At 59.7% G+C, this 24,224-nt stretch carries 17 protein-coding genes; 11 read left to right on the forward strand and 6 right to left on the reverse strand.

Annotated elements, in window-relative coordinates:
• Positions 1–134 precede the first annotated feature (134 nt).
• Genes QWZ03_RS11855 through astE form a run of 3 tightly spaced genes read left to right on the forward strand, consistent with a single transcriptional unit; the run spans position 135 to position 2,636 of the window.
• A complete protein-coding gene (locus QWZ03_RS11855; protein ID WP_290332906.1) occupies positions 135–281 on the forward strand; it encodes a hypothetical protein in 147 nt (48 codons plus the stop codon).
• Between the two features lie 20 nt (positions 282–301).
• The gene (gene astB / locus QWZ03_RS11860; protein WP_290332907.1) at positions 302–1,648 is read left to right on the forward strand and encodes an N-succinylarginine dihydrolase; all 1,347 of its coding nucleotides are present in this window, start codon (positions 302–304) and stop codon (positions 1,646–1,648) included.
• A 10-nt stretch (positions 1,649–1,658) separates the two neighbouring features.
• The gene (gene astE / locus QWZ03_RS11865; RefSeq protein WP_290332908.1) at positions 1,659–2,636 is read left to right on the forward strand and encodes a succinylglutamate desuccinylase; all 978 of its coding nucleotides are present in this window, start codon (positions 1,659–1,661) and stop codon (positions 2,634–2,636) included.
• A gap of 39 nt (positions 2,637–2,675) precedes the next feature.
• On the opposite strand, the gene QWZ03_RS11870 is transcribed toward astE, so the two are convergent.
• Positions 2,676–3,416 (reverse strand): RNA methyltransferase, encoded by a 741-nt coding sequence (locus tag QWZ03_RS11870; RefSeq protein ID WP_290332909.1) that lies wholly within the window; start codon positions 3,414–3,416, stop codon positions 2,676–2,678.
• Positions 3,417–3,586: 170 nt separating this feature from the next.
• Between QWZ03_RS11870 and QWZ03_RS11875 the strand changes: the two genes are divergently transcribed.
• From QWZ03_RS11875 to QWZ03_RS11885, 3 genes are all read left to right on the forward strand, one after another.
• Positions 3,587–4,360, forward strand: coding sequence for an inositol monophosphatase family protein (locus QWZ03_RS11875; RefSeq protein WP_290332910.1), 774 nt, complete (start codon positions 3,587–3,589; stop codon positions 4,358–4,360).
• 203 nt (positions 4,361–4,563) lie between these two features.
• The gene (gene mutS, locus QWZ03_RS11880) at positions 4,564–7,134 is read left to right on the forward strand and encodes a DNA mismatch repair protein MutS (RefSeq protein ID WP_290332911.1); all 2,571 of its coding nucleotides are present in this window, start codon (positions 4,564–4,566) and stop codon (positions 7,132–7,134) included.
• Positions 7,135–7,441: 307 nt separating this feature from the next.
• On the forward strand, positions 7,442–7,861 hold the full coding sequence (locus QWZ03_RS11885) for a hypothetical protein (protein ID WP_290332912.1): 420 nt from the start codon (positions 7,442–7,444) through the stop codon (positions 7,859–7,861).
• Between the two features lie 133 nt (positions 7,862–7,994).
• On the opposite strand, the gene QWZ03_RS11890 is transcribed toward QWZ03_RS11885, so the two are convergent.
• The 3 genes from QWZ03_RS11890 to QWZ03_RS11900 form a co-directional block, all read right to left on the reverse strand.
• On the reverse strand, positions 7,995–9,113 hold the full coding sequence (locus QWZ03_RS11890) for a tryptophan 7-halogenase (RefSeq protein WP_290332913.1): 1,119 nt from the start codon (positions 9,111–9,113) through the stop codon (positions 7,995–7,997).
• 2 nt (positions 9,114–9,115) lie between these two features.
• Positions 9,116–10,993 (reverse strand): LodA/GoxA family CTQ-dependent oxidase, encoded by a 1,878-nt coding sequence (locus QWZ03_RS11895; RefSeq protein ID WP_290332914.1) that lies wholly within the window; start codon positions 10,991–10,993, stop codon positions 9,116–9,118.
• A 186-nt stretch (positions 10,994–11,179) separates the two neighbouring features.
• Positions 11,180–11,818, reverse strand: coding sequence for a C40 family peptidase (locus QWZ03_RS11900; protein WP_290332915.1), 639 nt, complete (start codon positions 11,816–11,818; stop codon positions 11,180–11,182).
• 139 nt (positions 11,819–11,957) lie between these two features.
• Between QWZ03_RS11900 and QWZ03_RS11905 the strand changes: the two genes are divergently transcribed.
• On the forward strand, positions 11,958–13,640 hold the full coding sequence (locus QWZ03_RS11905; RefSeq protein ID WP_290332916.1) for an ABC1 kinase family protein: 1,683 nt from the start codon (positions 11,958–11,960) through the stop codon (positions 13,638–13,640).
• Here the strand turns inward: QWZ03_RS11905 and ppsR are convergent, their stop codons facing one another.
• Positions 13,641–14,465: a posphoenolpyruvate synthetase regulatory kinase/phosphorylase PpsR gene (gene ppsR / locus QWZ03_RS11910; protein ID WP_284196225.1), complete on the reverse strand. Its 825-nt coding sequence runs from the start codon at positions 14,463–14,465 to the stop codon at positions 13,641–13,643. It lies immediately after the preceding gene.
• A gap of 328 nt (positions 14,466–14,793) precedes the next feature.
• On the opposite strand from ppsR, the gene ppsA reads away from it, so the two are divergent.
• Entirely contained in the window at positions 14,794–17,190 is a 2,397-nt protein-coding gene (gene ppsA, locus QWZ03_RS11915) for a phosphoenolpyruvate synthase (RefSeq protein ID WP_290332917.1), read from the forward strand.
• Positions 17,191–17,308: 118 nt separating this feature from the next.
• Here the strand turns inward: ppsA and QWZ03_RS11920 are convergent, their stop codons facing one another.
• Positions 17,309–19,300 carry an NADPH oxidase family protein gene (locus tag QWZ03_RS11920; RefSeq protein WP_290332919.1) on the reverse strand — a complete coding sequence of 664 codons (1,992 nt, stop codon included), beginning with the start codon at positions 19,298–19,300 and terminating at the stop codon, positions 17,309–17,311.
• Between the two features lie 401 nt (positions 19,301–19,701).
• Here QWZ03_RS11920 and QWZ03_RS11925 point away from each other — a divergent pair, with 401 nt between their 5' ends.
• From QWZ03_RS11925 to fliD, 3 genes are all read left to right on the forward strand, one after another.
• Complete coding sequence (locus tag QWZ03_RS11925; protein WP_290332920.1) at positions 19,702–21,267, forward strand: flagellin N-terminal helical domain-containing protein; 1,566 nt, start codon at positions 19,702–19,704, stop codon at positions 21,265–21,267.
• Positions 21,268–21,347: 80 nt separating this feature from the next.
• Complete coding sequence (locus QWZ03_RS11930; RefSeq protein WP_290332921.1) at positions 21,348–21,731, forward strand: flagellar protein FlaG; 384 nt, start codon at positions 21,348–21,350, stop codon at positions 21,729–21,731.
• Positions 21,732–21,819: 88 nt separating this feature from the next.
• A complete protein-coding gene (gene fliD, locus QWZ03_RS11935; RefSeq protein WP_290332922.1) occupies positions 21,820–24,222 on the forward strand; it encodes a flagellar filament capping protein FliD in 2,403 nt (800 codons plus the stop codon).
• Positions 24,223–24,224: the final 2 nt, after the last annotated feature.

The following is a 24,224-nucleotide window of genomic DNA, read 5'->3' on the forward strand; positions in this document are numbered from 1 at the left end:
CCGCTTACGGTACCCGTACCGCTGCGCGTCCTGCGCCTTGCCCTTCATCCGGCAAGGTTGCGAACGACGCGGTGAAAAGACTTTGAACAGGCTCTTAGGCAGGCACGATATGGCTGGCGATCCAGGCGGGGTTGGTGGAAGCAGCACGATTCTGGAGTGCACGCGTGTTGAATGGTCAGTATTTTGATGGCATGGCGTACGGTGTGCTGCGCGAGGCGGGGCCACAGCGCCACCCTGATGGTTGGGCGACGGCACAGACCGACATGGTTGTTGAAGCCTGAATGAACACAAGGACAGAGCAATGAGCGCATTTGAAGCGAACTTTGATGGCCTAGTCGGCCCTACCCACAACTACGCCGGACTCTCTTACGGCAACGTGGCCTCCACCGGCAACCAGAACGTTACCGCCAATCCCAAGGTGGCGGCCAAGCAGGGCCTGGCCAAGATGAAAGCCCTGCATGACGCCGGTTTCAAGCAAGGCGTGCTGGCGCCGCACGAGCGGCCCAGCGTGGCCACGCTGCGTTTGCTGGGTTTTGGCGGCAGCGATGCAGAGGTGATAGCTCGTGCCGACAAGGAGGCGCCAGCCATTCTGGCAGCTTGCTCGTCGGCGTCCACCATGTGGACAGCCAATGCGGCGACGGTATCGCCCAGCGCCGATACGGCCGATGGGCGGGTGCATTTCACCCCGGCCAATCTGAACAACAAGTTTCACCGGGCCATTGAGCACCCAACGACGGGGCGGATCCTGCAGGCCATGTTCCGTGATGAGCGGCATTTTGCCCATCACCCAGCCTTGCCAGCACAAATGCATTTTGGCGACGAGGGCGCGGCCAACCACACCCGTTTTTGTGCCGAGTACGATAAGCCCGGCGTGGAGTTCTTTGTCTTTGGTCAGGCTGCATTCGACAGCCGCTATCCCAAGCCGGCGCGCTTTCCCGCGCGCCAGACACTGGAGGCCAGCCAGGCCATTGCCCGTCTGCATGGCCTCAAGCCGGAACAGGTGGTGTATGCCCAGCAGGATCCCGAGACCATAGACAAGGGTGTGTTCCACAATGACGTCATCTCGGTGGGCAATGGCAATGTGCTGTTCCACCATGAGAAGTCCTTCCTTGATCAAGCTGCCGTGCTGGACGAGTTGAGCCGTAAGTTGTCCGCAGTGGGCGGTCAGTTCATAGGCATAGAAGTGCCGGAGTCGGAAGTCTCTGTGGAGGAGGCGGTCAAATCCTACCTCTTCAACAGCCAGTTGCTGAGCAAGGCCGATGGCAAGCTGATCATTGTGGTACCAGAGGAATCGCGCAATATCGAGCGGGTCTGGCACTACCTCAGCAAACTGACCCAAAGCGGCGGCCCAATAGACGAAGTGCGGGTGTTCGATCTCAAGCAGTCCATGCAGAATGGCGGCGGACCGGCCTGTCTGCGCTTGCGCGTAGCCATGAGCGACAGGGAGCTGGCTGCGGTAAACCCAGCCGTCCTGATGAACGACACACTGTTTACCACGCTCAATCACTGGGTGGATAAGCACTACCGCGATCGCCTGGGTGCCGATGATCTGGCAGACCCGCAATTGCTGCTGGAGTGCCGCACTGCGCTGGACGAGCTGACCCAGATACTGCAACTGGGTTCGGTCTATCCCTTCCAACTGGGCTAGAGGCCGGCTGATGGACTACCTTGCCGATCTGCTTGCTGGCCGCTTACCCCAACTGCCGGCCAGCCTGGCCCAGGGCGCCAGGCTGAGTCTGCTGGGCGAGGGCCTGTTGGCGATAGAGCCCGTCGCCCCGGTGTTTGATGTATTGATCTCCAGTGGCATACACGGGAACGAGACAGCGCCCGTCGAATTGATGGCCAAATTGCTGCAAGCCTTGCTGGATGGCCAATTGCTGGCACAGGCACGGCTGTTGTTTGCCTTTGGCAACCCTGAGGCCATGCGGCGCAATGAGCGCTATCTCGACGACGACCTGAACCGGTTGTTTGGCAAGCCTGCCAGTGTGACCGGACAGGGGCCGGCCGCTTGCAGGGCACGCGAGCTTGAAGGGGTTTGCCGCGATTTCTTTGCGGGCTCAGCCGATCGCTGGAAGCTGCATTACGATCTGCATACGGCCATCCGTGGCTCCAGGATAGAGAAGTTCGCCATCTATCCGTATCCGCACGAGCAGGTCTTTGACGCCGCTGAGATTGCCCGCCTGGGCGCTTGCGGCATTGAAGCCGTCTTGCTGCAATCGACCGCCTCGCCGACCTTCAGCTACTACACCCGTCGTCACTGCGGCGCCCACGGCTTTACGCTGGAACTGGGCAAGGCTAGGCCCTTCGGACAAAACGCCTGCGTCAACCTGGATAGGCTGGAGGCCGAGCTGAGGCGCCTGATCCAAGGCCAGCGGCTGGATCACTTCGGCGCTGATGGCCAACCGGCCTTGTTCAAGGTGGCGCGCGAAGTCATCAAGCACAGCGATGCCTTTGCACTGTACCTGGAGGATGCGGTGGAGAACTTCACCGAGTTGGCACCGGGTTATGTGTTGGCCGAGGATGGCGACTATCGCTTTGTGGTGGAAGAGCAGGGCGCACGGATCGTATTCCCCAATCGCAAGGTCAAGAACGGCTTGCGCGCTGGCCTGCTGGTCGTGCCGGCGGCCTTACCTTAGGTGCCGCCAGCCTAGCCGAAAAGGCTTGGGTTGTGGCGCTTACTCGCCCTTGCGCTTGGTTGCAGCGTTCAAGATGCCGCGCCAGATGTCCACCTCCAGCTTCTCCAGCTGTATCCGGCCAAACATGCGGCGCAGCCGAGGCATCAGGCGCTTGGGATTGTCCGGGTTGAGGAAGGATATCGCCACCAGGGTCTGTTCCAGATGGGTGTAAAAGCGCTCGATATCATCGTGGCTGGCCAGCTCAGGTTTTTCTTCCAGATGGCTGATATCGTCGTCTACCCCGCAGCGTAGCTCGTAAGCCAGTATCTGTACTGCCTGTGCCAGATTGAGTGAGGAATAATCCGGGTTGGTGGGAATGGTGACCAGGCGGTTGCACATGCGCACTTCATCGTTGCTGAGGCCGGACATCTCGGTGCCGAACACCAAGGCGACTTCTTCGCCCATGGCGGCGCGTTCCAGTACGACTGACGCAATTTGCCGTGGCGTATGCCGGGGGACACTCAATTCATGCACCCGTGGGCAAGTCGCCACGGTCTGGGTGCAGCCGGTCAAGGCCTCCTCCAGGCTGCTGCAGACGACGGCACGGTCAAGAATGTCGTCGGCCCGCGAGGCCAGTGTGACCGCTTCGTCATCGGGGAAGCGTTTGGGATTGACCAGGTAAAGGCGGCTCAGGCCCATGGTTTTCATGGCGCGGGCGACGCTGCCGATATTGCGGGGCAAGCTGGTGTGCGAGAGCACGACGCGTACGCGATCCAGGTGAGAGATTTCCGGTTTATTCATTGTCTGACTTCGCGTAGAATTACGAATGAAAGCGGCGTCGATTCTGATCGGCGCCGTTTATATTTGATCTTTGCTTCCTGCCGCATCGTGTGCCTGTTGCCAACGCCTGTTGGCCGCGTGGTCTATTGTTCCTCGGTGGGAAGTCTATTACCGTTGCCCAAGGAATTGCCATGCACCCGATGCTCAACACGGCCATCAAGGCCGCACGCCGCGCCGCTTCCGTCATACAGCGCGCCTCCAACAACCTCGACGTGCTGCGCGTAGAGCGCAAAGAGCACAACAGCTTCGTGACCGAGGTGGATCGTGCCGCCGAGAAGGCCATCGTCGAGACCTTGCTGGAAGCGTATCCCAAGCACGCCATTCTAGCGGAAGAGAGCGGCGCACATGGCGAGAACGAGTACACCTGGATCATCGATCCGCTGGATGGCACCACCAACTTCCTGCACGGCGTGCCGCAATACTGCATCTCCATTGCGCTGGAGCACCGTGGTCAGATCAGCCAGGCCGTGATTTACGATCCCAACCGTAACGACCTGTTTACGGCCACCCGTGGTGCTGGGGCTTTCTTGAATGATCGCCGTATCCGGGTATCCAAGACCCGCGAAATGGCCGATTCCCTTATTTGCACCGGCTTCCCTTATTCGGATTTCTCCAAGCTCGATGCTTACATGCATCAGTTCCGCGACGTGGTGCAGAAGTCGGCCGGCGTGCGCCGTCCTGGCGCTGCAGCGCTGGACCTGGCCTATATCGCCTGCGGCCGCTACGATGCCTTCTGGGAGCTGGGCCTGTCGCCCTGGGATATCGCCGCAGGTAGCCTGCTGGTGCTGGAAGCCGGTGGCTTGATCACCGATCTGAGCGGAGAGGCAGGATTCATGGAAAGTGGCAATGTGGTGGCCGGCACCCCCAAGGTGTTCGCCCAGTTGCTACAGACACTGCAAGCCTGATCACGACGCTTGCCGAAAAACGCCACCGCATCACGGTGGCGTTTTTTATGATTCATCGATAAAGGCAACCTTGTCTTTGTCCGCCAGCGGCCAACGAAACTGCCAGAATAGGGCCAGAGTTAGCACCAAACCGGCGTCTCGCCTCTATAATCGCAAGCCCGGCCAATCTTGGCCGGGCTTTGCCATTCTGAATTGCCCTGTCCATGTCGAATACGCCTGCCCACACTCCCATGATGCAACAGTACCTGGCGCTGAAGGCTCAGCACCCGGACAAGCTGATGTTCTACCGCATGGGCGATTTCTACGAGCTGTTCTTTGACGATGCGGTCAAGGCCGCACGCCTGCTGGACATCACGCTGACGTCACGGGGGCAGACGGCCGGGATACCCATCAAGATGGCGGGCATACCCTACCATGCGGCGGAGCAATACCTGGCCAGGCTGGTGAAGCTGGGCGAGTCGGTCGCGATTTGCGAGCAGTTCGGCGACCCGGCTACCAGCAAGGGGCCGGTAGAACGCAGGGTGGTACGTATCGTCACGCCGGGCACCCTGACGGATGCGGCCTTGCTGGACGACAAGCGCGACAACCTGTTGCTGGCGGTGAATGCCATCAAGGGGCGCCTGGGCCTGGCTTGGTTGTCGTTGGCATCGGGCGAGTTCCGTCTGATGGAATCGGCCGTCGATGCCTTGCCCAGTGAACTGGAGCGGCTCAAGCCGGCAGAGGTGCTGCTGCCAGATGACCTGCACCTGGAGTTTCCGGCAGCAGCGGGTTACGCGGTAAAACGCATCGCCAACTGGCAGTTTGATGTCGAGACCGCCGCGCGCAATCTGGCGCGGCAATTCCAGACCCAGGATTTGAGCGGCTATGGCATAGACGAGCCCGGCGTGGCTGTGGGGAGCGCGGGGGCGTTGCTGGAATACGCGCGCCAGACCCAGTGCGGTGCCTTGCCCCATGTAACCGGGCTGGTGCTGGAACAATTAGGCCAGTATCTGGCGCTGGATGCGGCGACCCGGCGCAATCTGGAGCTGACTGAGACCATCCGGGGCGAGCCTGCGCCTACCCTGTACTCCTTGCTGGATGTGTGCGCCACCTCCATGGGTAGCCGCCTGCTGCGGCATTGGCTGCACCACCCATTGCGTAATCAGGCCAAGGTTGCCCGGCGCCGCGATGCGGTAGGAGCCTTGACCCAATCGCAGCTGCTGACCGACCTGCGCGAGCGTCTTGCGGGCATACACGATATCGAGCGGATATCGGCCCGGGTGGCGTTGCGCTCGGCCCGGCCACGCGATTTTTCCAGCCTGCGTGATAGCTTGCTGGCCTTGCCGGCGCTGATGCCGCTGTTACCGGCCGACCCGTTGCTGGAGGAGCTGGGCCGGCAGTTGCATGCGCCTTTAGAGGCGGTCGATCTGCTGCGCCGCGCGGTGATGGATGAACCCTCTGTCGTGATACGCGATGGTGGCGTGATACGCGCGGGTTTTCATGCTGAACTGGACGAATTGCGTGCCCTGCAGACCAATCATGGCGATTTCCTGCTGGCGCTGGAGACCCGCGAGCGGGAACGTACCGGTATTCCCAACCTCAAGGTGGAGTACAACCGGGTACATGGCTTCTACATAGAGGTCACCAACGCCCATGGCGACAAGATTCCGGACGACTATCGCCGCCGCCAGACCCTGAAGAACGCCGAACGCTACATCACGCCGGAACTGAAAACTTTCGAGGACAAGGCACTGTCGGCGCAGGAGCGTTCCCTGGCACTGGAGAAAGCGCTGTACGAAGGCTTGCTGGATGCCATGGCGCCTTTTGTGCCATCACTGCAGCTCCTGGCCCAGGCCGTGGCAGGGTTGGATGTGCTGGCTTCGCTGGCAGAGCGGGCCAAGCTATTTGATTGGGTGGCGCCATCGTTCCGCGAAGAAACCGTACTGCAGATCGAAGCTGGCCGTCATCCGGTGGTGGAGCAGCAGTTGCGCGACACCACGGGTGATGCCTTCATCGCCAACGATCTGCGCTTTGATGCCAGCCGCAAGCTGCTGCTGATTACTGGCCCCAATATGGGCGGTAAGTCGACCTATATGCGGCAGGCTGCCCTGATTGTGCTGATGGCCCACATCGGTAGCTTCGTGCCTGCCAAATCAGCCACCATAGGCAGGCTGGATCGCATCTTTACCCGCATAGGCGCAAGCGATGACCTGGCCGGCGGGCGTTCCACCTTTATGGTGGAGATGACCGAGACGGCGAACATCCTGAACAATGCCGGTGACCATGCGCTGGTGCTGATGGATGAAGTGGGTCGAGGAACATCGACTTTCGATGGTCTTGCGCTGGCCTGGGCTATTGCCCGTGCGTTGATAGAAAAGAATCGCAGCTACACGCTGTTTGCCACCCACTATTTCGAGCTGACCCGCTTGGCGCTTGATTACCAGCAGGTGGCGAATGTGCACCTGGACGCGGTGGAGCATAAGGACAAGATTGTTTTCCTGCACAGTGTGGAAGAAGGGCCAGCGAGCCAGAGCTACGGCTTGCAAGTCGCCCAGCTGGCGGGTGTTCCGCGCGAGACCATCAGGCAAGCGAAGCGCTATCTGACCGAGCTGGAAAACCAGCGCGTCAGCCATGGTGGCCAGGGTGACCTGTTTTCTATGCCAGTGGCACTGGAGGCGGAACCAGAACCACACCCGCTGGTCATTCAACTTGCCGCTATCGACCCGGATGAGCTCAGTCCACGGGCAGCCCATGACATGCTGTATGAATTGATACGGCAAGCACGGACGGATTGAAAAAATCAATCATTAGCGTCTTGCACGACGTCTATAACTCTGTGGAACTCAGGTTTAGTACTGCTAGCAAGGCCAGGCGCAGCGTTCTTGCCAGGCGTGCGCAGCAGGCAGTATGAGCGGCTAGCAAAACGCCGCGTAGCGGTTCTGGCTAGGCGTGCGAGCGTTGGCGTGCGCAGCTGACAGTACGTGGGTACGGCAAGCTCGCACAACAACGCCACACCCTTTTCGCTGGGCCTTGTTGGCGGCACGACGGCCGATATGGGGCTCTGCTGACATTGATATATTTATATTTGGGAGAAGCAATCGAATGGTAGCGTTGAAGGACAACCGGCTGGATGAAGGTCTGGCCCGCATCTTTGGCATTGCGACTGATCAGGCTGGCGTCCAGCTGGAAGCCATACGCAGCAAGGCAGCCGCCAATCTGGCCGCTTACGGCAAGCTGATTGCCGAAATGTTCGACAAGCAGTCGGTTCCGGTTCCTCCCCCGGTGCATCTGCAATGGTGGCCTGAAGGAAGCCGTATCCAGGTGGTGGGCTCCCATCCCGATCGAGAGCGTATTGAGGTGTTGCTCAATGGCGATGGCGAGATGGTGGAGGAGTTCAAGGAGCTTGAGCTACTGCATGAGATAGTCCGCAATACCGAGCTGGCAGGCGAGGGTACAACCCAGGGCCAGCATTTCAATATCGGCATTACCAGCACCGGCCCGCTGGCTTTCTACACCGAGTAGTCGTCGGCAATACGGACGGGTACGGCTGTAAGAGCCTGTTTAAGGTGGGCAGTGACACCGTATGCCGTAGGCACCCTGTAAAAGCCGATCCTTCGCGAGAAGGAATCGGCTTTTCGCATTATCCAATTGCGGCTCAGGCAGGTGCAGTTACCTCATATTGCAACGCAGCCAGGCGATGCCGGCGCTGCCAAAAAGGTGAGCCTGTCCAGCGCTGTTCTGCGCCATACCAGTAGGCCAGGTGCTGCTGATAAGCCTGCATGATGCGTGCTACTTCAGTCGCATAGCCTTGACAGGCGGTGATATCGCCAGCCAGGCTGCGGTCGCAGGCCTCAGCTGCGGCCAGGCCGGTATAGAGTGCGTTGAACAAGCCTTGCGACGACAATGGATCGAAGCTGAGCGCTGCGTCACCCACTGCAAACCAGCCCCGGCCCGCCGCTGGCATAGTGAGCGCAGAGTGAGCAGCCGTGAGCGCTGGCCCGGTGTCCGCCACAAAGCCGCTGCTGCATAGCAAGGCACCCAACTCGGGCAGCCCGGCCGCAGCAGCCGCCAGCCAGCCGGGCGTTCGCATCTGGCGGGCAGCGGGTAGGTCGGCATCGGTATGAAAAGCCAGTACCCGCTGGCGATGAGGGAGGGCGGCGCTGTACCACCATCCATCCTCGCAAGCTTCTATGCGTGATAGGCCATCGGCAGGTGCATGTTCATCGTGACCATGCACCCAGCCGCAGACCAGCCTATCTTTCTGTTGGCGGGTGGCGCCCAGCTTGCGGGCCAGGGTAGCCGCACGACCGCCTGCGTCGATCACGATGCGGGCATGTGCATGGCAGGGGCCATGGGGGCCTTGCAAAGTCAGTTGCCAGCCATCGGCCACACGTATGGCAGTGTCGGTATGCGCTGGCGCTAGCAGCACTGCACCACGCCGTATTGCATGCTGTCTTAACCAACGCTCAAACCGTGCTCGATCCAGGTGCCAACCGTGCCCGTCCAGGTCGCGCAGAAAATCCTGCTCGGCGGCCGTCCCGCCCCAGACAGATCGATTGCCATGCCAGGGGGTATGGCCCTGCAGGAGGAAATCCTCCAACAGACCCATATCGCTCAATAGCCGCCGGGCGGCTGGGGGCAGCGACTCGCCGATACGGCGCAGCGGCTGCACCTGACGGTCCAGCAGCAATACCCTGTGATGGGGCGCCAGATTGAGCGCGGCGCAGGCACCGGCCGGGCCTGCTCCTTGTATCAGTACGTCGAACTGCTGCATGCTCAATTGCGATGTCGGCTGGCAATACGCTGTACCTTCTCAACCACGCTCAGGTCCACGTCCTCGAATGTCTCTGCCGGTGGGGCAGACATCAGTAGCCTCTCGGCGACGATGTGTGGTGGTAGTTGCTCCACTTCCAGGGTGTGGGGAAAGCCCGCGCCATCGCGTGGTCCTTCACGTACCTCAACGATACCCATCTGGGCGATATCGGCGATCATGTTATTGATCTGATCCTCGTAGCTGATATTGCCCAAGGGCCGTATCCAGGCCGCGCGGCGGGCGAAGGCACTCATCCGCTCATCCAGCGGCTGGCTTTCATCCATCACGATATGGTAGGCCTGCTGGCTCATGACCTGATTGGGTACCCTGGCCGGCCAGAAGGTGGGCAGGTAAGGGTCATAGCTCTTCTGGTAGCCGGAGCGGCAGCTGGCAGTGTCGGTCTGCCACGGGACAGCCATCCAGCGACTCACGCCACCTGCTATCTGTGCGCCACAGGGCCCGGAGATATTGTCAGGAGTCAGCACTGCGCCGTAGTCGGGCTCTATCCAGCCAGGTGGCCGGTGCGCCAGCCGGAAGGGCGACATATACATGCTGCTCTGGCGCATGGGCCAGGTCATTTCGCAGCCAGGGTGAAAGGCGTCAGCCAGGCAGAATTCCATGGCAGCCTGTATCAGCATGTCCGGCTGCTGGGCCAATGGGAAATCCTCGATGCGCTGTGGTGGCACGGCGCTCGGATCGTAGTCGGCAATGAACTCGCCAGCGGCCCAAAGGCGCAGATGCGTGAGTTGCAGATCGCTGAGGGCCGCATTCTGGCGGGGTGTTTCGGCCGGAGGAACGCTCATGGCATCGCCATACAGCCAGGGCCAGGGTGTGGGTGCCCAGGCATCACGCTTGAACTGGCGGAACTCGTTGAACAGGGTCAGGCGCCATTCCTTCAGATTGGCGCTGGGATCGGCCAGCTTGCGCATCCAGCCCTGATCGCTGAACGGTGTGCTGCCACCCCAGCCAAAAGCAGCGGCAAAGCCGGCGTTGACCCACTGCAGGCGCGACAGGCGCTCGAAGATGGGGCGGATATCCTGCTGGAACGAAGGCTGTACCGGTGCCTTGAGGCTGCCTTTGGCGACGAACAGGTCGCGCATCAGGTCCCACATGGTCCGAACCGACTTCTGCTGTGGGGCATAGTTGGGTGGCGCCACCACCACCCAGGCTGGGTCAACGGGGATGTCGCGTCCCTGGTAACGCACACTGGCGGTGACCGGGCCGTCCGCCACATCATCGTGCCAGCCCTCGTTGTTGGCGAAGGTGATGGCACGTGCCCCATTCCAGGAGGCCGACTTGCCGTGGCCGCCCAGTACCAGCAAGCGGCCTTGTGGGTCAGTTCTCAACTCGCCGAGGTAAACCGGTGTACCCATGAACTTGCCGCTGTCAAAGGCGTAAGCGGCGCCATGCTGGTCGCGTCCAACGATCTTGCGCTGGCCGGGGGTAATGCTCAGCGTGGCACGGTCTGCCACGGCCATATTACGCAAGAAGGAGGGGGGCGCAGTAGCGGCCTCGGGAATATCCAGCGCTATCTGGAACTGATACCAGGCTGCCTTGGTATTGGCCAGGGTGGCGGCCCACTGTACTTCGGCATTGTCTGCATTCAGTTCAGCCACCACTTCGCCAGCCGAATTAAAGCCATAAACACGGAAGCGGGCCGCCTCGCGCTTGATAGCGCCGCTGGCATCACGGTAGAAGCCGGGCGCCTGCGGTGCCGGCTCGGGCACCTCTGGGCCGATGTAATAGGCTTCCTGGCTATTGCCGACCCGGGCAATGCCGATGGCGGGATAGATGGCGGCCTTGACGATATGGTTGTCGCCCGATGGGGAACCGGTTTGCATGCTTCCTCCTCCTGTTTGCTTTGTGTATATGTCCCTCAACACCTGTTTGTTGAACAGGCTCAAGCTAAGGGACACGCCTAGCCAGCTTAGTGCAGGCCAAACGGGGCAACATCATTCAAACGGGGGAGGACGTCAGCAGCTGACTAATGCATTTAGCCGGCAGCCGGACAAGGACCGCCAGCATGTCTATCGACGTTTCTTCTTGCTGCTTTTCTTCTTGGCTTTCTTGACCGGTTTTTTGGACTTCTTCTTGCTGGGTTTGACTTCGCGGCCTTCGCTCATCAGCTTTTGCAGCTGCGGGCTACGCTCGGCCACGCTTTCCTGGGTTACGCGCCGCGCGCCGTTATAGCGCTTGGCCCAGTAGGCGTCGGTCAGTCTCACCACCTGCACCTTGCTGCCGGAGGACGGCGAGTGGATAAAGCGATCATCACCCAGATAGATGCCGACATGGGAGAACTTGCGGCCCAGGGTATTGAAGAACACCAGGTCGCCTGGCTTGAGTTCTTCCTTTTCCACATCATTGCCCAGGCGGCTGATGGCAAAGGCGTTGTGAGGCAGGGCAATATTCATTGCCTGCTGAAATACATACTTGATGAAACCACTGCAATCGAGCCCGCTTTCGGGCGTATTGCCGCCCCAGCGGTAAGTCACGCCAATCAAACCCAGGGCTTGCAACATGATGTCCTGGGCAAAGCGGTTGCCATCTTCGGCTTCGCTCGCGGTCTGGACTTCATCCTCGGGTTTGTCGGCTGAGTATTCCCTGGGCGAGGCTAGCGCCAGGCAGGCCAGCGGCAATAGCAGCAGGTGTCGGAACTTGAACGTCATGCCGGCACTCTTGGTAATGGGTTATCGGTAAAGCGCGCCATGATGCCGAATTCCAGCGGCGGGCGTCTAGCCCTGGGGAATTCTGCAACCTGTACAAGGCGAGCGCGAAATAGTTGCGGACAGGCCTTACAATCCAGCCATGCTACGCGAAACTATCAGCCTGATGCGCGACCTGCCGCGCATACGTGAAATCATCGGCGTGTTGGCCAGACACGGTTTTGGCGATTTGGTTCGCCGTCTCAATGTACAACGTACTTTCGAGCGGGCCGGTGAGTCGCTTGATCTGCCTGAAGAGGAAGTGCGTAACGAGCAGGATGCGCCGGTGCGCGCGCGCCGTGCGTTGGAGGAACTGGGGCCGACCTTCATCAAGTTGGGGCAGGTCATGGCGACACGGGTGGATGTGTTTCCGCCTGACTGGATAGCCGAGTTCGAGCAACTGCAGTCGAATGTCCCGGCCACCCCGTTTGCCGAACTGGAGGCGGAGCTGGAACGGGTATGGGGTGTGCCGCCACGCGAGATGTTTGTCGAACTGGACGAGACGCCCATAGGCTCGGCTTCCATCGCCCAGGTTCACCGCGCCAGGCTGCCGGATGGCCGCGAAGTCATCCTGAAGGTGCGCCGTCCGCATATCGTGGCCAAGATAGAGGCCGATCTGCGCGTGCTCCATCACCTGGCCAGCCTGGTGGAGTTTGAATTTCCCGATGCCCGGCAGTATCAGCCCGTACGCATTGTGGAGCAGTTCGCCAAGTCGCTGCGGCGAGAGCTGGATCTGGCGCAGGAGGCCCACCATCACCGCCGCTTCGCCGAAAATTTCGCCAGCGACAAGCATATCGTCATCCCCGAGATCTTCTGGGACTACACCAACGAGATCGTCAACGTACAAGCCTATGTCGGTGGCGTACCGGGCAACGAGCTGAGCCTGCTGGAGGCGGCGGGGCTGGATCGCAAGCTGCTGGCGCAGCGTGGGGCGGACGCCGTGCTCAAGATGGTTTTGATCGACGGCTATTTCCACGCCGATCCCCATCCCGGCAATGTGATCTACCTCCCGGATAATCGTATCGCCTTCATCGACTTCGGCATGATAGGCCGCCTGCCCGCACCCCGGCGTGATGAAATCGTCGACCTGCTCGCCGCGCTGGCCGCCAGGGATGAGCGTGGGATACTGAATGTGCTGCTGGACTGGACCGCCGATATCGCGGTGGATGAGGAGAAGCTGGCGGCGGATCTGGCCGAGTTCATGTTCAACTACGAAAATCTGGCGCTGAAGGACATCCGCTTCGGCCAGCTGCTCAATGACGTGATCGCCATCATGCGTGAGCACGCCATTACCCTGCCGGCCGATCTGACTTTGCTGTTCAAGGCGCTGATCACGCTGGAGGGCCTGGGACGACAACTGGACCCGGAATTCCAGATGGTGCCCCACCTGACGCCCTTTGTCCGCCAGGTGCTGCTCAATCGCTATTCTCCCAGGGCGCTGGTCAAGAAAGGGCGGCGCAACCTGTGGGAAATGCTGACGCTTGCGGGCGGCATACCGCGTGATCTCTCACGACTCGTCAAGGCTGCCCGGCGCGGCAAACTCAAGATAGATCTTGATCTCAAGCGGTTGGATCAGTTTGGCGCGCAGATAGACCGTGCCGCCAATCGGCTGACATTGGGCATCGTCACCGGTTGCCTGATCATAGGATCAAGCATCGTCATGACCGTACCGGCAGGGCCACGTATCTTCGGTCTGCCGGCATTTGGCTTCATTGGCTTCCTGATTGCCTTCCTGAACAGTATCTGGCTGATCTGGTCGATCTGGCGCGCAGGCAAGCGTAATTGATCAGTACACCCGTCGCGCCAGGTTGAATTTGTGCACGATGGTGGAAGCCAGTTCCTCGATCGACTTGCTGGTGGTGTTGAGATGAGGAATGCCGGCGGCACGATAGATGGCTTCTGCTTCGGCAACCTCGTAACGGCAGTTGTCGATGGACGCATAGCGGCTGTCCGGCTTGCGCTCGGCGCGTATCTGCGACAGGCGTTCCGGCACGATGGTCAGGCCGAACAGCTTGTGCTTGCTGGGCAGCAGGGCCTTGGGCAGACCAGGCTGGCCGAAGTCGTCCGGGGTCAGCGGATAGTTGGCGGCCTTGATGCCATATTGCAGCGCCAGATAGAGACAGGTTGGCGTCTTGCCTGAGCGTGAAACACCCACCAGTACGATGTCGGCGCTATCCAGGTCAGACGGTTTGATACCATCGTCGTGCGCCAGCGCATAGTTCACGGCCTCGATGCGGGCATTGTATTCGTGGAAGTTCTCTATGCTGTGGCTCTTGCCCACGGTGTGCGAGGATTCCTTGCCCAGCTCCGCTTCCAGCGGCTCGATAAAGGCCTCGAAGAAGTCCACCACATGGGCTTCCGGGATATGGATGATGTCGCGGATATCGTTCTTCACAAAGGTGGAGAACACCAGCGGCCTGGCGCCGTCGTTGATGCCGGTCTGGCGTATGCGCTCCGCTACCAGTTCGGCTTTTTCGTGGGTATCGACAAAGGGCAGGGTGACGCGCTTGAATTCTATCCCCTCGAACTGGGTAATCAGGCTGTGGCCCAGCATTTCGGCGGTGATGCCGGTGCGGTCGGAGACGAAGAAGACGGTGCGGTGGGCTGACATGGCTTGGGTATCCGGTTTCGGTATCACGTAAGGATGGCAGGCTACACTGGTGTGCAGAAGCTGGCTGATGCAGCCATGTTGCCACAGCGCAGGCCAGGGCTGCGAGGGGTTGCGAGGCTGCAACATCAGGGAAAACGGCCTTTTTTCGGTCTATAGCCTGTAATGCCGGGTGTGCGACTACATTTTTGTGATACAAGCCTGACCGTGTTGTGTTGCATTGCGCAAAATAAGGTCGCTGCGACATCGCTTGTGTGGCTGCGCCGATGCCGCTAAACAAGTTAGAATTACCGCCTCAGATTCCCCAAATCCCCTGCAAGGAAACAAGCAAATGGCAGAGAACAACGTCATCTGGTTTGACGAACTGCGCATGACCGACGTCGAGCGCGTGGGCGGCAAGAACGCCTCGCTTGGCGAAATGATCAGCCAGTTGGCCGCTTCGGGCGTGCGCGTCCCCGGCGGTTTTGCCACTACGGCTGAGGCCTACCGAATTTTCCTGGCTTATGACGGCCTCTCTGCCCGCATCGATGCAGCCCTGACGGCGCTGGATGTGGACAATGTTTCCGAGCTGCTGCGTGTGGGCAAGCAGATACGCCAGTGGGTGGTGGATCAACCCTTCCCGCCAGCACTGGATGCCGACATCCGTACCGCCTTTGCCAAGATGGAGGCCGATTCCGGCGCGACCATCTCGGTGGCAGTGCGCTCCAGTGCAACGGCTGAAGATCTGCCTGACGCCTCGTTTGCCGGTCAGCAGGAGACCTTCCTCAATATCGTCGGTATCGACAATGTGCTGCACGCCATCAAGGAGGTGTTTGCCTCCCTGTATAACGATCGCGCCATTTCCTACCGCGTCCACAAGGGCTTTGCACATGCCGATGTAGCCTTGTCTGCCGGTATCCAGCGCATGGTGCGCTCGGACAAGGGGGCAGCCGGCGTGATGTTCACCATCGACACCGAGTCGGGCTTTGACGATGTGGTGTTCGTTACATCCAGCTATGGCCTGGGCGAGACGGTGGTGCAGGGGGCGGTCAATCCTGACGAGTTCTACGTCTACAAGCCCAATGTGGCTGCTGGCAAGCCGGCCATATTGCGCCGCAACCGTGGCTCCAAGCAGATCAAGATGGAATTCACCACCGAGGCGGCTGCCGGTAAGTCGGTACGCACGGTGGATGTATCCGATGTCGACCGCAATCATTTCTCCATCACTGATGCCGAAGTCGAGGAGCTGTCGCGCTACGCACTGATCATCGAAAAGCACTATCAGCGTCCGATGGATATCGAATGGGGACGCGATGGTGTGGATGGCAAGCTGTATATCCTGCAGGCCCGTCCTGAAACGGTGAAGTCGCAGGAAGCTCGTGTGGATACGCTGCGCCGTTACCGGTTGAACAGCAAGTCTGCCGTATTGGCCTCCGGTCGTGCCATCGGCCAGAAGATAGGCCAGGGCGTGGTACGCCTGATCAAGGACGCCAGCGAGATGGACTCGGTCAAGCCGGGCGATGTGCTGGTGACCGATATGACTGACCCCGACTGGGAGCCGGTGATGAAGCGTGCTTCGGCTATCGTGACCAATCGTGGCGGCCGTACCTGCCACGCTGCCATCATTGCACGTGAACTGGGCATCCCAGCCGTGGTGGGCTGCGGCGATGCGACCCGCTCATTGAGCGATGGCCAGTATGTGACGGTTTCCTGTGCCGAGGGCGATACCGGTAATATCTATGATGGTCAGCTGGCCATCGAGATCATCGACCTCAAGCTGGACTCCATGCCCAAGAGCCCGGTAAAGCTGATGATGAACGTGGGCAATCCTGAGCTGGCATTCGATTTCAGCCACCTGCCCAATGAAGGTGTTGGCCTGGCACGCCTGGAATTCATCATTAACCGCATGATAGGCATCCATCCCAAGGCGCTGCTGGCTTACCCCAATCTGCCCTGGGATCTGAAGCAGCAGGTGGATGAGCGCATTGGCGGTTACGCCAGCGCAGTGGATTTCTACGTGGAGAAGCTGGTTGAGGGTATTGCTACCCTGGCGGCCGCCTTCTATCCGAAGAAGGTCATTGTTCGAATGTCCGACTTCAAGTCGAACGAGTATTCGAACCTGATCGGTGGGCAGAACTACGAGCCTCACGAAGAAAACCCCATGATTGGCTTCCGCGGGGCGTCTCGCTACATCAGCGAATCCTTCCGCGACTGCTTCGAACTGGAGACCCGTGCCTTGAAGAAGGTACGCAATGAAATGGGTCTGACCAATGTCGAGGTGATGATTCCCTTTGTCCGTACCCTGGATGAAGCCAGCAAGGTGGTGGAGCTGCTGAAGGAAAACGGCCTGGAACGCGGTCGCGATGGCCTGCGCCTGATCATGATGTGTGAGATTCCTTCCAATGCCATCCTGGCGGATCAGTTCCTGGAATACTTCGATGGCTTCTCTATCGGTTCTAACGATATGACGCAGCTAACCCTGGCGCTGGATCGCGATTCCGGCGGCCCCATTGCCAGCCTGTTCGACGAGCGTAACGATGCAGTGAAGGCTATGCTGTCTATGGCCATCAAGGCCTGCCGTGCCAGGGGCAAGTACATTGGTATCTGTGGTCAGGGCCCATCCGATCACCCCGATTTCGCCAAGTGGCTGGTGGAGCAGGGCATCGAAACGGTATCGCTCAACCCCGATACCGTGGTGGAAACCTGGTTGTACCTGGCCAAGGAGCTGGGTAGCGGAGCTGCTGCCTGATATCGAGCCAGCAGTTTGCAATCAGCAGTCAGCAAGTAGAACAAGGCGCCTATGGCGCCTTGTTCTTTTCTGAGCGCACGGGCCAGACCCAGCGCAGTGGTACTTGGCTGCTACCTGCTCAGAATATCTCCTGTGAGAACGATATGCGCCGTGGCAGGCACTTTGCCTTGAGTTCGGTGGCAAAGGGCGTTGGACCGCAAAAGAACATCCTTGGGGGGTGGCTGGGATGGGCCAGCAGTATGCCATCCAGCTCTTGTTCCCAATCAGGACGGCCCCAGTGGAGCGGATAGCGGCAATCCGTCAGTGCGTCGCGCCCATGCCGCAGGTGATAGTGCTCGCTGGCCAGCTGCAAGGCCAGATCGCCCAGGTCTCGCTGTACAGCGCTGCAGAACAGCTTGATGCTGACCCAGCTGGCAGCGGGGCTGTCTGCCAATTCATCCAGCAATGGCCTGATCCAGGCTATGGCGTCGGGCGTACGGCATATCCAGTAGACATAGACATGCTGCTTCACCGGCCGCAAGCCTGCTTGCGACTGCAGGGTGATATGGCGCAGCAGTGAGGCAAACGGTGTGATACCTATGCCGCCTGCTACCAGTATGGTGACATCGTGACGCATGGCGATGGCGCTGGGGGCGGAATAGGGGCCATCCAGCTCCGCAGGCATGGGCAGGCTGGCGCCACCCGTCTGGCGTGCCAGTGCATGTAGCTGTCCAGTCCACAAGCCGGCATTGCGGATGTGCAGGGTCAGCTTGTCCTGGCCTGGGGCAGAGGACAGGGTAAAGGGATGCCACTGCTGGCGGTCGATTTCGGGCAGGCGCAGATAGACATAATCGCCGGCACGAAACTGAAAGCCGCTAGGGCGTTGCAGTTCCAGGATGGTGATCTGTTCGGCTGCTGCTTCCATGCCGACCACGCACGAGAGCTTGGACTTGCGCCTGGCCTGGAATAGGAGATTGATGCCGAATAACAGGCCGGGCAGCAGAAACCATAGCCAGAACTGCGGGCTATGCCACAGCATAAGGCCGAACCAGGCCCAATACAGCTTGTGGCTGAACTTGAACCAAGCGTAACGGCCTGGCTTGCGATAGAAGCGCTGCCTACCCAGGCCGGCCATGATGGCGATGACCACCAGCAGGATGACGCCCGTGATGCCCAGCGCGGTTTGCCAAAGAAAGGCGGACAGGGAATGACCCAGCGCTGCCTGATGGGCCAGTTGCCCTGCAATATGGATCAAACTGAAGACAACCAGCGAAACACCCACCAGCTTGTGCAGGCTGCGCAGGGCGCCATAGGGCATCAGGATATGCGGTAGGCGCCGGTGCAGGGTGGTGGTCAGGCTGCGTAGCATGGGCAGGCAGATCAGTGCTGTGCCTAGATTGACACACCCTGCTGCCCCGCGCGCCAGCTGTATGGCAAGGTCAGCACCGGCGGCGCGGTAGCTTTGTGCCTGCAGGTAGAAGACCACCAGGCATAGCAGCAAATAGCTGGCCGACCAGAACAATAGCTGGCGCTGTTGCGGGGCGCCTAGCCATTGCTGCACGGTGCTGGCTTCGGTGCGCCGGCGCAACTTGCCCAGCCAGTTCACCTGCTTGCTGTTCAATTGTCCCGGCAAGGTATGCAGAGCACGAAAGCGCTGGCTGAAATCCTTTGCATCCAGTGCAGCTTGGGCCACGGTGCCGGTATCGGGTTGGTAGAAGCTATAGGTCAGCCGTCGGCACACCAGTTTCCGCCGTTCGGGTTCCAGCATGCTCAGCGTGCTGAACAGCAGCTTGCTGAACTGGCGCTGGGTCAACTCTGCTGCGCTGCCTCTCAGGGCCAGGAACGCTGCGGCCTCCTTGTCGTCCAGCAACTCGCTATCAAGTAAGGTAATGAAATGCGCCAGGCGCTCTGGCGGCAGCACGGTGGCACCTGCGCCGGCCAGGCCTTCGAACAGCACACGGCCTATATAGCTGGAACGTATACCGCTGATCTCTTTGAACTGCTGGTAGTTGATATGCCTGCGCCGCCGCAGTGCTGCCTGTGCCAGCCGATAGGTGCGTGGGCCATAGGCCGCCTGGTTGACCGGGTCGTCGTCCAGTGCCTGTAGTACGGGGATGCTGATGCTGCTCATGCCAGGTAAATACCAATAAAACTCAATGACTTATTCTTGCATATGCAATGCGCATAGAGCGTTAAGCGTACCGACAAGCAAGTTCTTGTCGGGCTTAAACACGGCTGCATGCCGCTGCCCGCAAGGGCTTTGTAACCATCCGGCTTTCATTGGGAAGTGAGAGGTAAATTAGATTTTCTGCATTTACGCCTCAAGTATCGTGCTGGGCTGACGATATCCAGTTCGCAAGTGCAGGCAGTGGCCGGGCGGCAAGGGATGTTCCGCTTCAGCCCAGCAGCAATGAGCTAAATCGACTTTCGCTAAAGTTTTCTCAGCGCAGGCCGATAAGTGAGTCAGGATTCAGCGCTGCGAGGGTTCCGCGGGCCTGAAGAAAACGCAACCTCCCATGGAGATAGACGACCATGCAAACGATCAACACCAACATTCCCTCGCTGAATGCGCAGCGCAATCTGGGCAATACGGCGAATACGCTTAACACCTCCTTGCAGCGCCTGTCTTCAGGTTTGCGCATCAACAGCGCCAAGGACGATGCTGCCGGTCTCGCGATTTCCGAGCGCTTCAGCTCGCAGATCCGCGGTATGGATCAGGCCCGCCGCAATGCTAACGACGGTGTGTCGCTGGCACAGACCGGTGAAGGCGCCCTGCAGCAGATGGGCGATATCCTGCAGCGTATCCGTGAACTGGCTGTGCAGTCGGCGAACGCCACCAACAGCTCGTCCGACCGTCAGGCACTGAATTCCGAAGTGAACGAGCTGGTTGCCGAATTGGACCGCTTCGCCACCACGACCGAGTTCAACGGCCTCAAGATGTTCGACGGTTCCTTCTCGTCCTCCATCTTCCAGGTCGGTGCCAACGCCAACCAGAACATCACGGCGACCACCCGTAATCTGCGTACCGACCAATACGGTACCTACCAGGTCGGTAACAGCAGCCGCGCTTCGGGTTCGGACAAGGTGGCGGCTTACGATCTCTCCGGTACTGGCCATATCTCGGGCGGTACGGTGCTGACTGCCGGTACTTTCGAGCTGCGCGGCTTCGCTGGTGCGGCCACCATCTCGGGTGTAACGGGTGATACCGCTGCCTCGCTGGCCACCAAGATCAACGCGGTGACCGACAGCACCGGTGTGACGGCAACCGCCAAGACCACGGCCAGCTTCAAGTTCAGCGGCGACACCGCCGGCTCGGGTGCCTACTCCCTGGAAGTGCTGGGTAACCAGGCCAAGGAACAGGTCGCTTCGGTCAGCTTCACCATCTCCAAGAACGAGAACGGCACGCTGAACCTGCAAGAAGCTGTCACTGCCTTCAACGACAAGTCCTCGCTGACCGGTATTACTGCCAAGCTGTCGGATAGCCGTGAAGAACTGGTGCTGGAAAACGCAACCGGTGGCAACATCACCGTGAAGCTGACTTCGCTGTCTGCGGCACAGGTCATCAGCGGTGGCTACATCTCCAGCGGCGGCACCTTCGTGGCCGATGGTGAAGTGATCGATACGGCAGAAGACGCCCGTACCTACGGTGGTCAACTGACCTTGAACTCCACCTCGTCCTTCTCGGTCGAATCGGATGCAACGCTGGAACTGAACCTCGGTGCCATCGACGACGACGACACCCAGGGTTTGCAGGCCAGCACGGTGCTAGCGTCTGATCTGGAGGAAGTGTCGGAGATCAACATCTCCACCGTTGAAGGTGCCACCCAGGCCCTGCGTACGGTAGACGGTGCGATTGCTGCGATCACGGCTCAACGTGCCAAGTTCGGTGCCTTGCAGTCCCGCTTCGAAGCGACCATCTCGAACCTGCAAACGTCGTCGGAGAACCTCTCCGCCGCCCGTAGCCGGATTCGCGATGCAGACTTCGCCTCGGAAACTGCCAACCTGACCAAGGCGCAGATTCTGCAACAGGCTGGTACTGCGATGCTGGCACAGGCCAACGCGCTGCCGCAGCAGGTGTTGAGCCTCTTGAACGGCTAAACTAAGCTTTAGTGCTTAGCCTGTGAGTGCCCCGCCAGGCTTTATGCCTAGCGGGGCGTTTGCCCAAGGAGCGATTCATCATGCAAATCCAGACACTGAGTTCTGCCACCACCCTGGTGAGTGGCGCCAGCACCACCGATGCCCCTGTGGCCCGCAACCAGTACGCTGCCTCTGCGGGGCAAGCGGTAGAGGCGGTACGCGTCAGCGCAGATGCAGTCCAGGCTGTGCGCGCCAGCATAGACCCGGAAGACGTCAAGAATGCGGTAGAGAATCTGAACAAGACCTCTGCTGTATTCAATAACTCCTTGCAGTTCTCCATCGATGACTCGACCAAGCTGACCGTGGTCAAGTTGATCGACAAGGAGTCGGAAGAGGTGGTCCGTCAGATTCCTACCGAGGAAGTCCTGGCGATCGCCAAAGCCATCGACAAGCTGCAGGGCTTGCTGATCAAGGAAAAAGCCTGAGGGTGATTTCACTCTCAGGGTATTGCTGGGTCAGGCTTGAATATTGCTTGAAGCCAGGTTCAGCAATCAGTCGTGTAAGGAGTTTGCCATGGCCATCACCACGTCGGGCGTAGGATCTGGTCTTGATATCAACGGTCTGATCACCCAACTGATGACCGCCGAGCGTATGCCTGAAAAGCAGATGGCGCTCAAGAAGGCAGAGTTCGAGGCCAAGCTGACGGCCCTGGGTTCGGTCAAGAGTGCGCTATCCACCTTTCAGGGGACGGTGGCCGGGCTTACCTCCACCAGCCAGTTCCGCAAGATGAGCGCAACGCTGGCTGACACCACAATAGGGACCGTGACGGTATCGAGCATCGCCGCGGCTTCCTCCTATTCGCTCAAGGTCGACCAGATCGCCCAGAGCCATAAGGTCAAGTCAGGCAGCTATTCGAGCATCGATTCGGTGGTGGGTAGCGGCAAGCTGACCATACAGTTCGGCACGCTGGAGCAGATTGACCCGGCTGATCCCTCAAACCTGAATCCGGATGGCACTTACGAGCCTACCGATACCAAGTTCACGTTGAATGCCAAGCAGGCGGCCATTCAGGTCGATATTGGTCCAGGCAGCAATACACTGTCTGGCATACGCGATGCCATCAATGCCAAAAAAGCAGGGGTGACCGCCTCCATCATCAACGATGGCGGCGGCTTCCGGTTGGTTCTGTCGGCCACCGAAAGTGGTGCCGATGCGTCGATGAAGATCAGCGTGACCGATGATGACGGCAACGCGACCGATGCCGCAGGCCTGTCGCAACTGGCCTATGACGCTACCCAGGCTGTGGGTTCGGGCCAGAACATGACGCAGACCCAGCAAGCCCAGAGCGCGGTTTTTTACCTCGATGGCATCAAGATCACCAAGGCCAGCAATGTGGTGAGCGATGTGCTGTCTGGCGTGACCCTCACGCTGCAAAAAGCTACCGAGGGCAAGACGACTTCTCTGAGCATCAGCCGCGATACGTCCGGCGTGGTCGACAAGGTGGGCGAGTTCGTCAAGGGCTACAACGAACTGATGGCGCAGCTCAAGGAGCTGACTGCCTACAATGACAAGAGCAAGGAAGCGGCTGTCTTGCAGGGGGACCAGGCCATACGGTCGGTACAGACCCAGCTGAAAGGCATATTGAATGGTGTGATGGCAGGATCGGGCGACTTGCGCCGGCTCACGGACGTGGGCATCAGTTTCGACAAGGCTGGCGTCATGACCTTTGATACCGACAAGTTCGGCAAGGCACTGACCAGCAACCCCGACGCCGTGGCCTCCCTGTTTGGCGCCTATGGCTCCACCACCGACCAGCAGGTGAAGTACATCAGCAGCAAGGCCGCCACGCAGGCTGGCAACTACCCGGTCATCATTACCGACCTGGCAACCCAGGGCATAGTGCGGGCCAATACTGTCAGCAACACTAACTTCGACCTGACGGGGCTTAGCACCAGCTTTACCATAGGCATCAATGGCAAAAGCAGCGGCAATATCACGCTGGAGGCCAAGAATTATGGCTCCATGAGTGCATTGGCCGCTGAAATGCAGACCAAGATCAATGGCGATACCGGCATCAAGGCATCCGGAATTACCGCTTCGGTGGTGTGGAATAGCGTCACCGAGCGCTTCGAATTCTCGTCCACCCGTTTTGGCAAGGAGTCGAAGGTCGAGATTGGTACCGCCAGCGCCGATGCCCAAACCATGCTGGGCATGACTACCGGCAAGCAGGCAACCCTGTTTGGCGGCACCTTGATGTCGTCGACCATTACTGCTGGCGTCAATGACAGCCTGACGCTGAAGGTCAACGGCGGTGCAGCAACGGCCATCACCCTTGATGCAGCGGCATACGCTAATGGCAATGACCTGGCTTTGCATATCCAGTCCAAGCTGGATGCCGAGCCAGCCTTGGCCGGTGCCAAGGTGGTTTACAATAGTGCCAATAACCGCTTGGAGTTCTTCTCGGCCAATACCGGTACCAACTCGGCGATCGAGATTACCTCGGCCAATCCCTCGGTGCGCGAAACCTTGGGCTTGTCGGTACGTGCCGGGGTGACAACGGGCCTGGATGTGGCGGGTAGCATAGGCGGGGTGCAGGCGCAGGGGGCGGGCCAGGTGTTGACCGGGCAGGGTGAGGCGACAGGCCTGGCGTTGGAGGTTGGCGGCGGTTTGGCATCGCCCAATGGCGCAAGCCGGGGCATGGCTACCTATAACCGTGGCTTTGCCTACCAGCTGGATCAGTTGTTGACCTCCATACAATCGAAGACTGGCACCCTGGCAGGCCGTAGCGATAGCATCAACAAGGCGATCAAGGGCGTGGACGACCAGAAGGAGCGGTTTGAGCGGCGCATGGTCACCACCGAGGCGCGTTATCGTGCCCAGTTCACTGCGCTGGATGTACAGATTGCATCCCTGCAGAACACCAGCAGCTATCTCAATCAGCAGCTCGCGGCCTTGACTGCGAACAATCGCAGGTAGAA

The sequence above is a fragment of the Chitinimonas viridis genome (assembly GCF_030409555.1).
Taxonomy (GTDB): Bacteria; Pseudomonadota; Gammaproteobacteria; order Burkholderiales; family Chitinimonadaceae; genus Chitinimonas; species Chitinimonas viridis.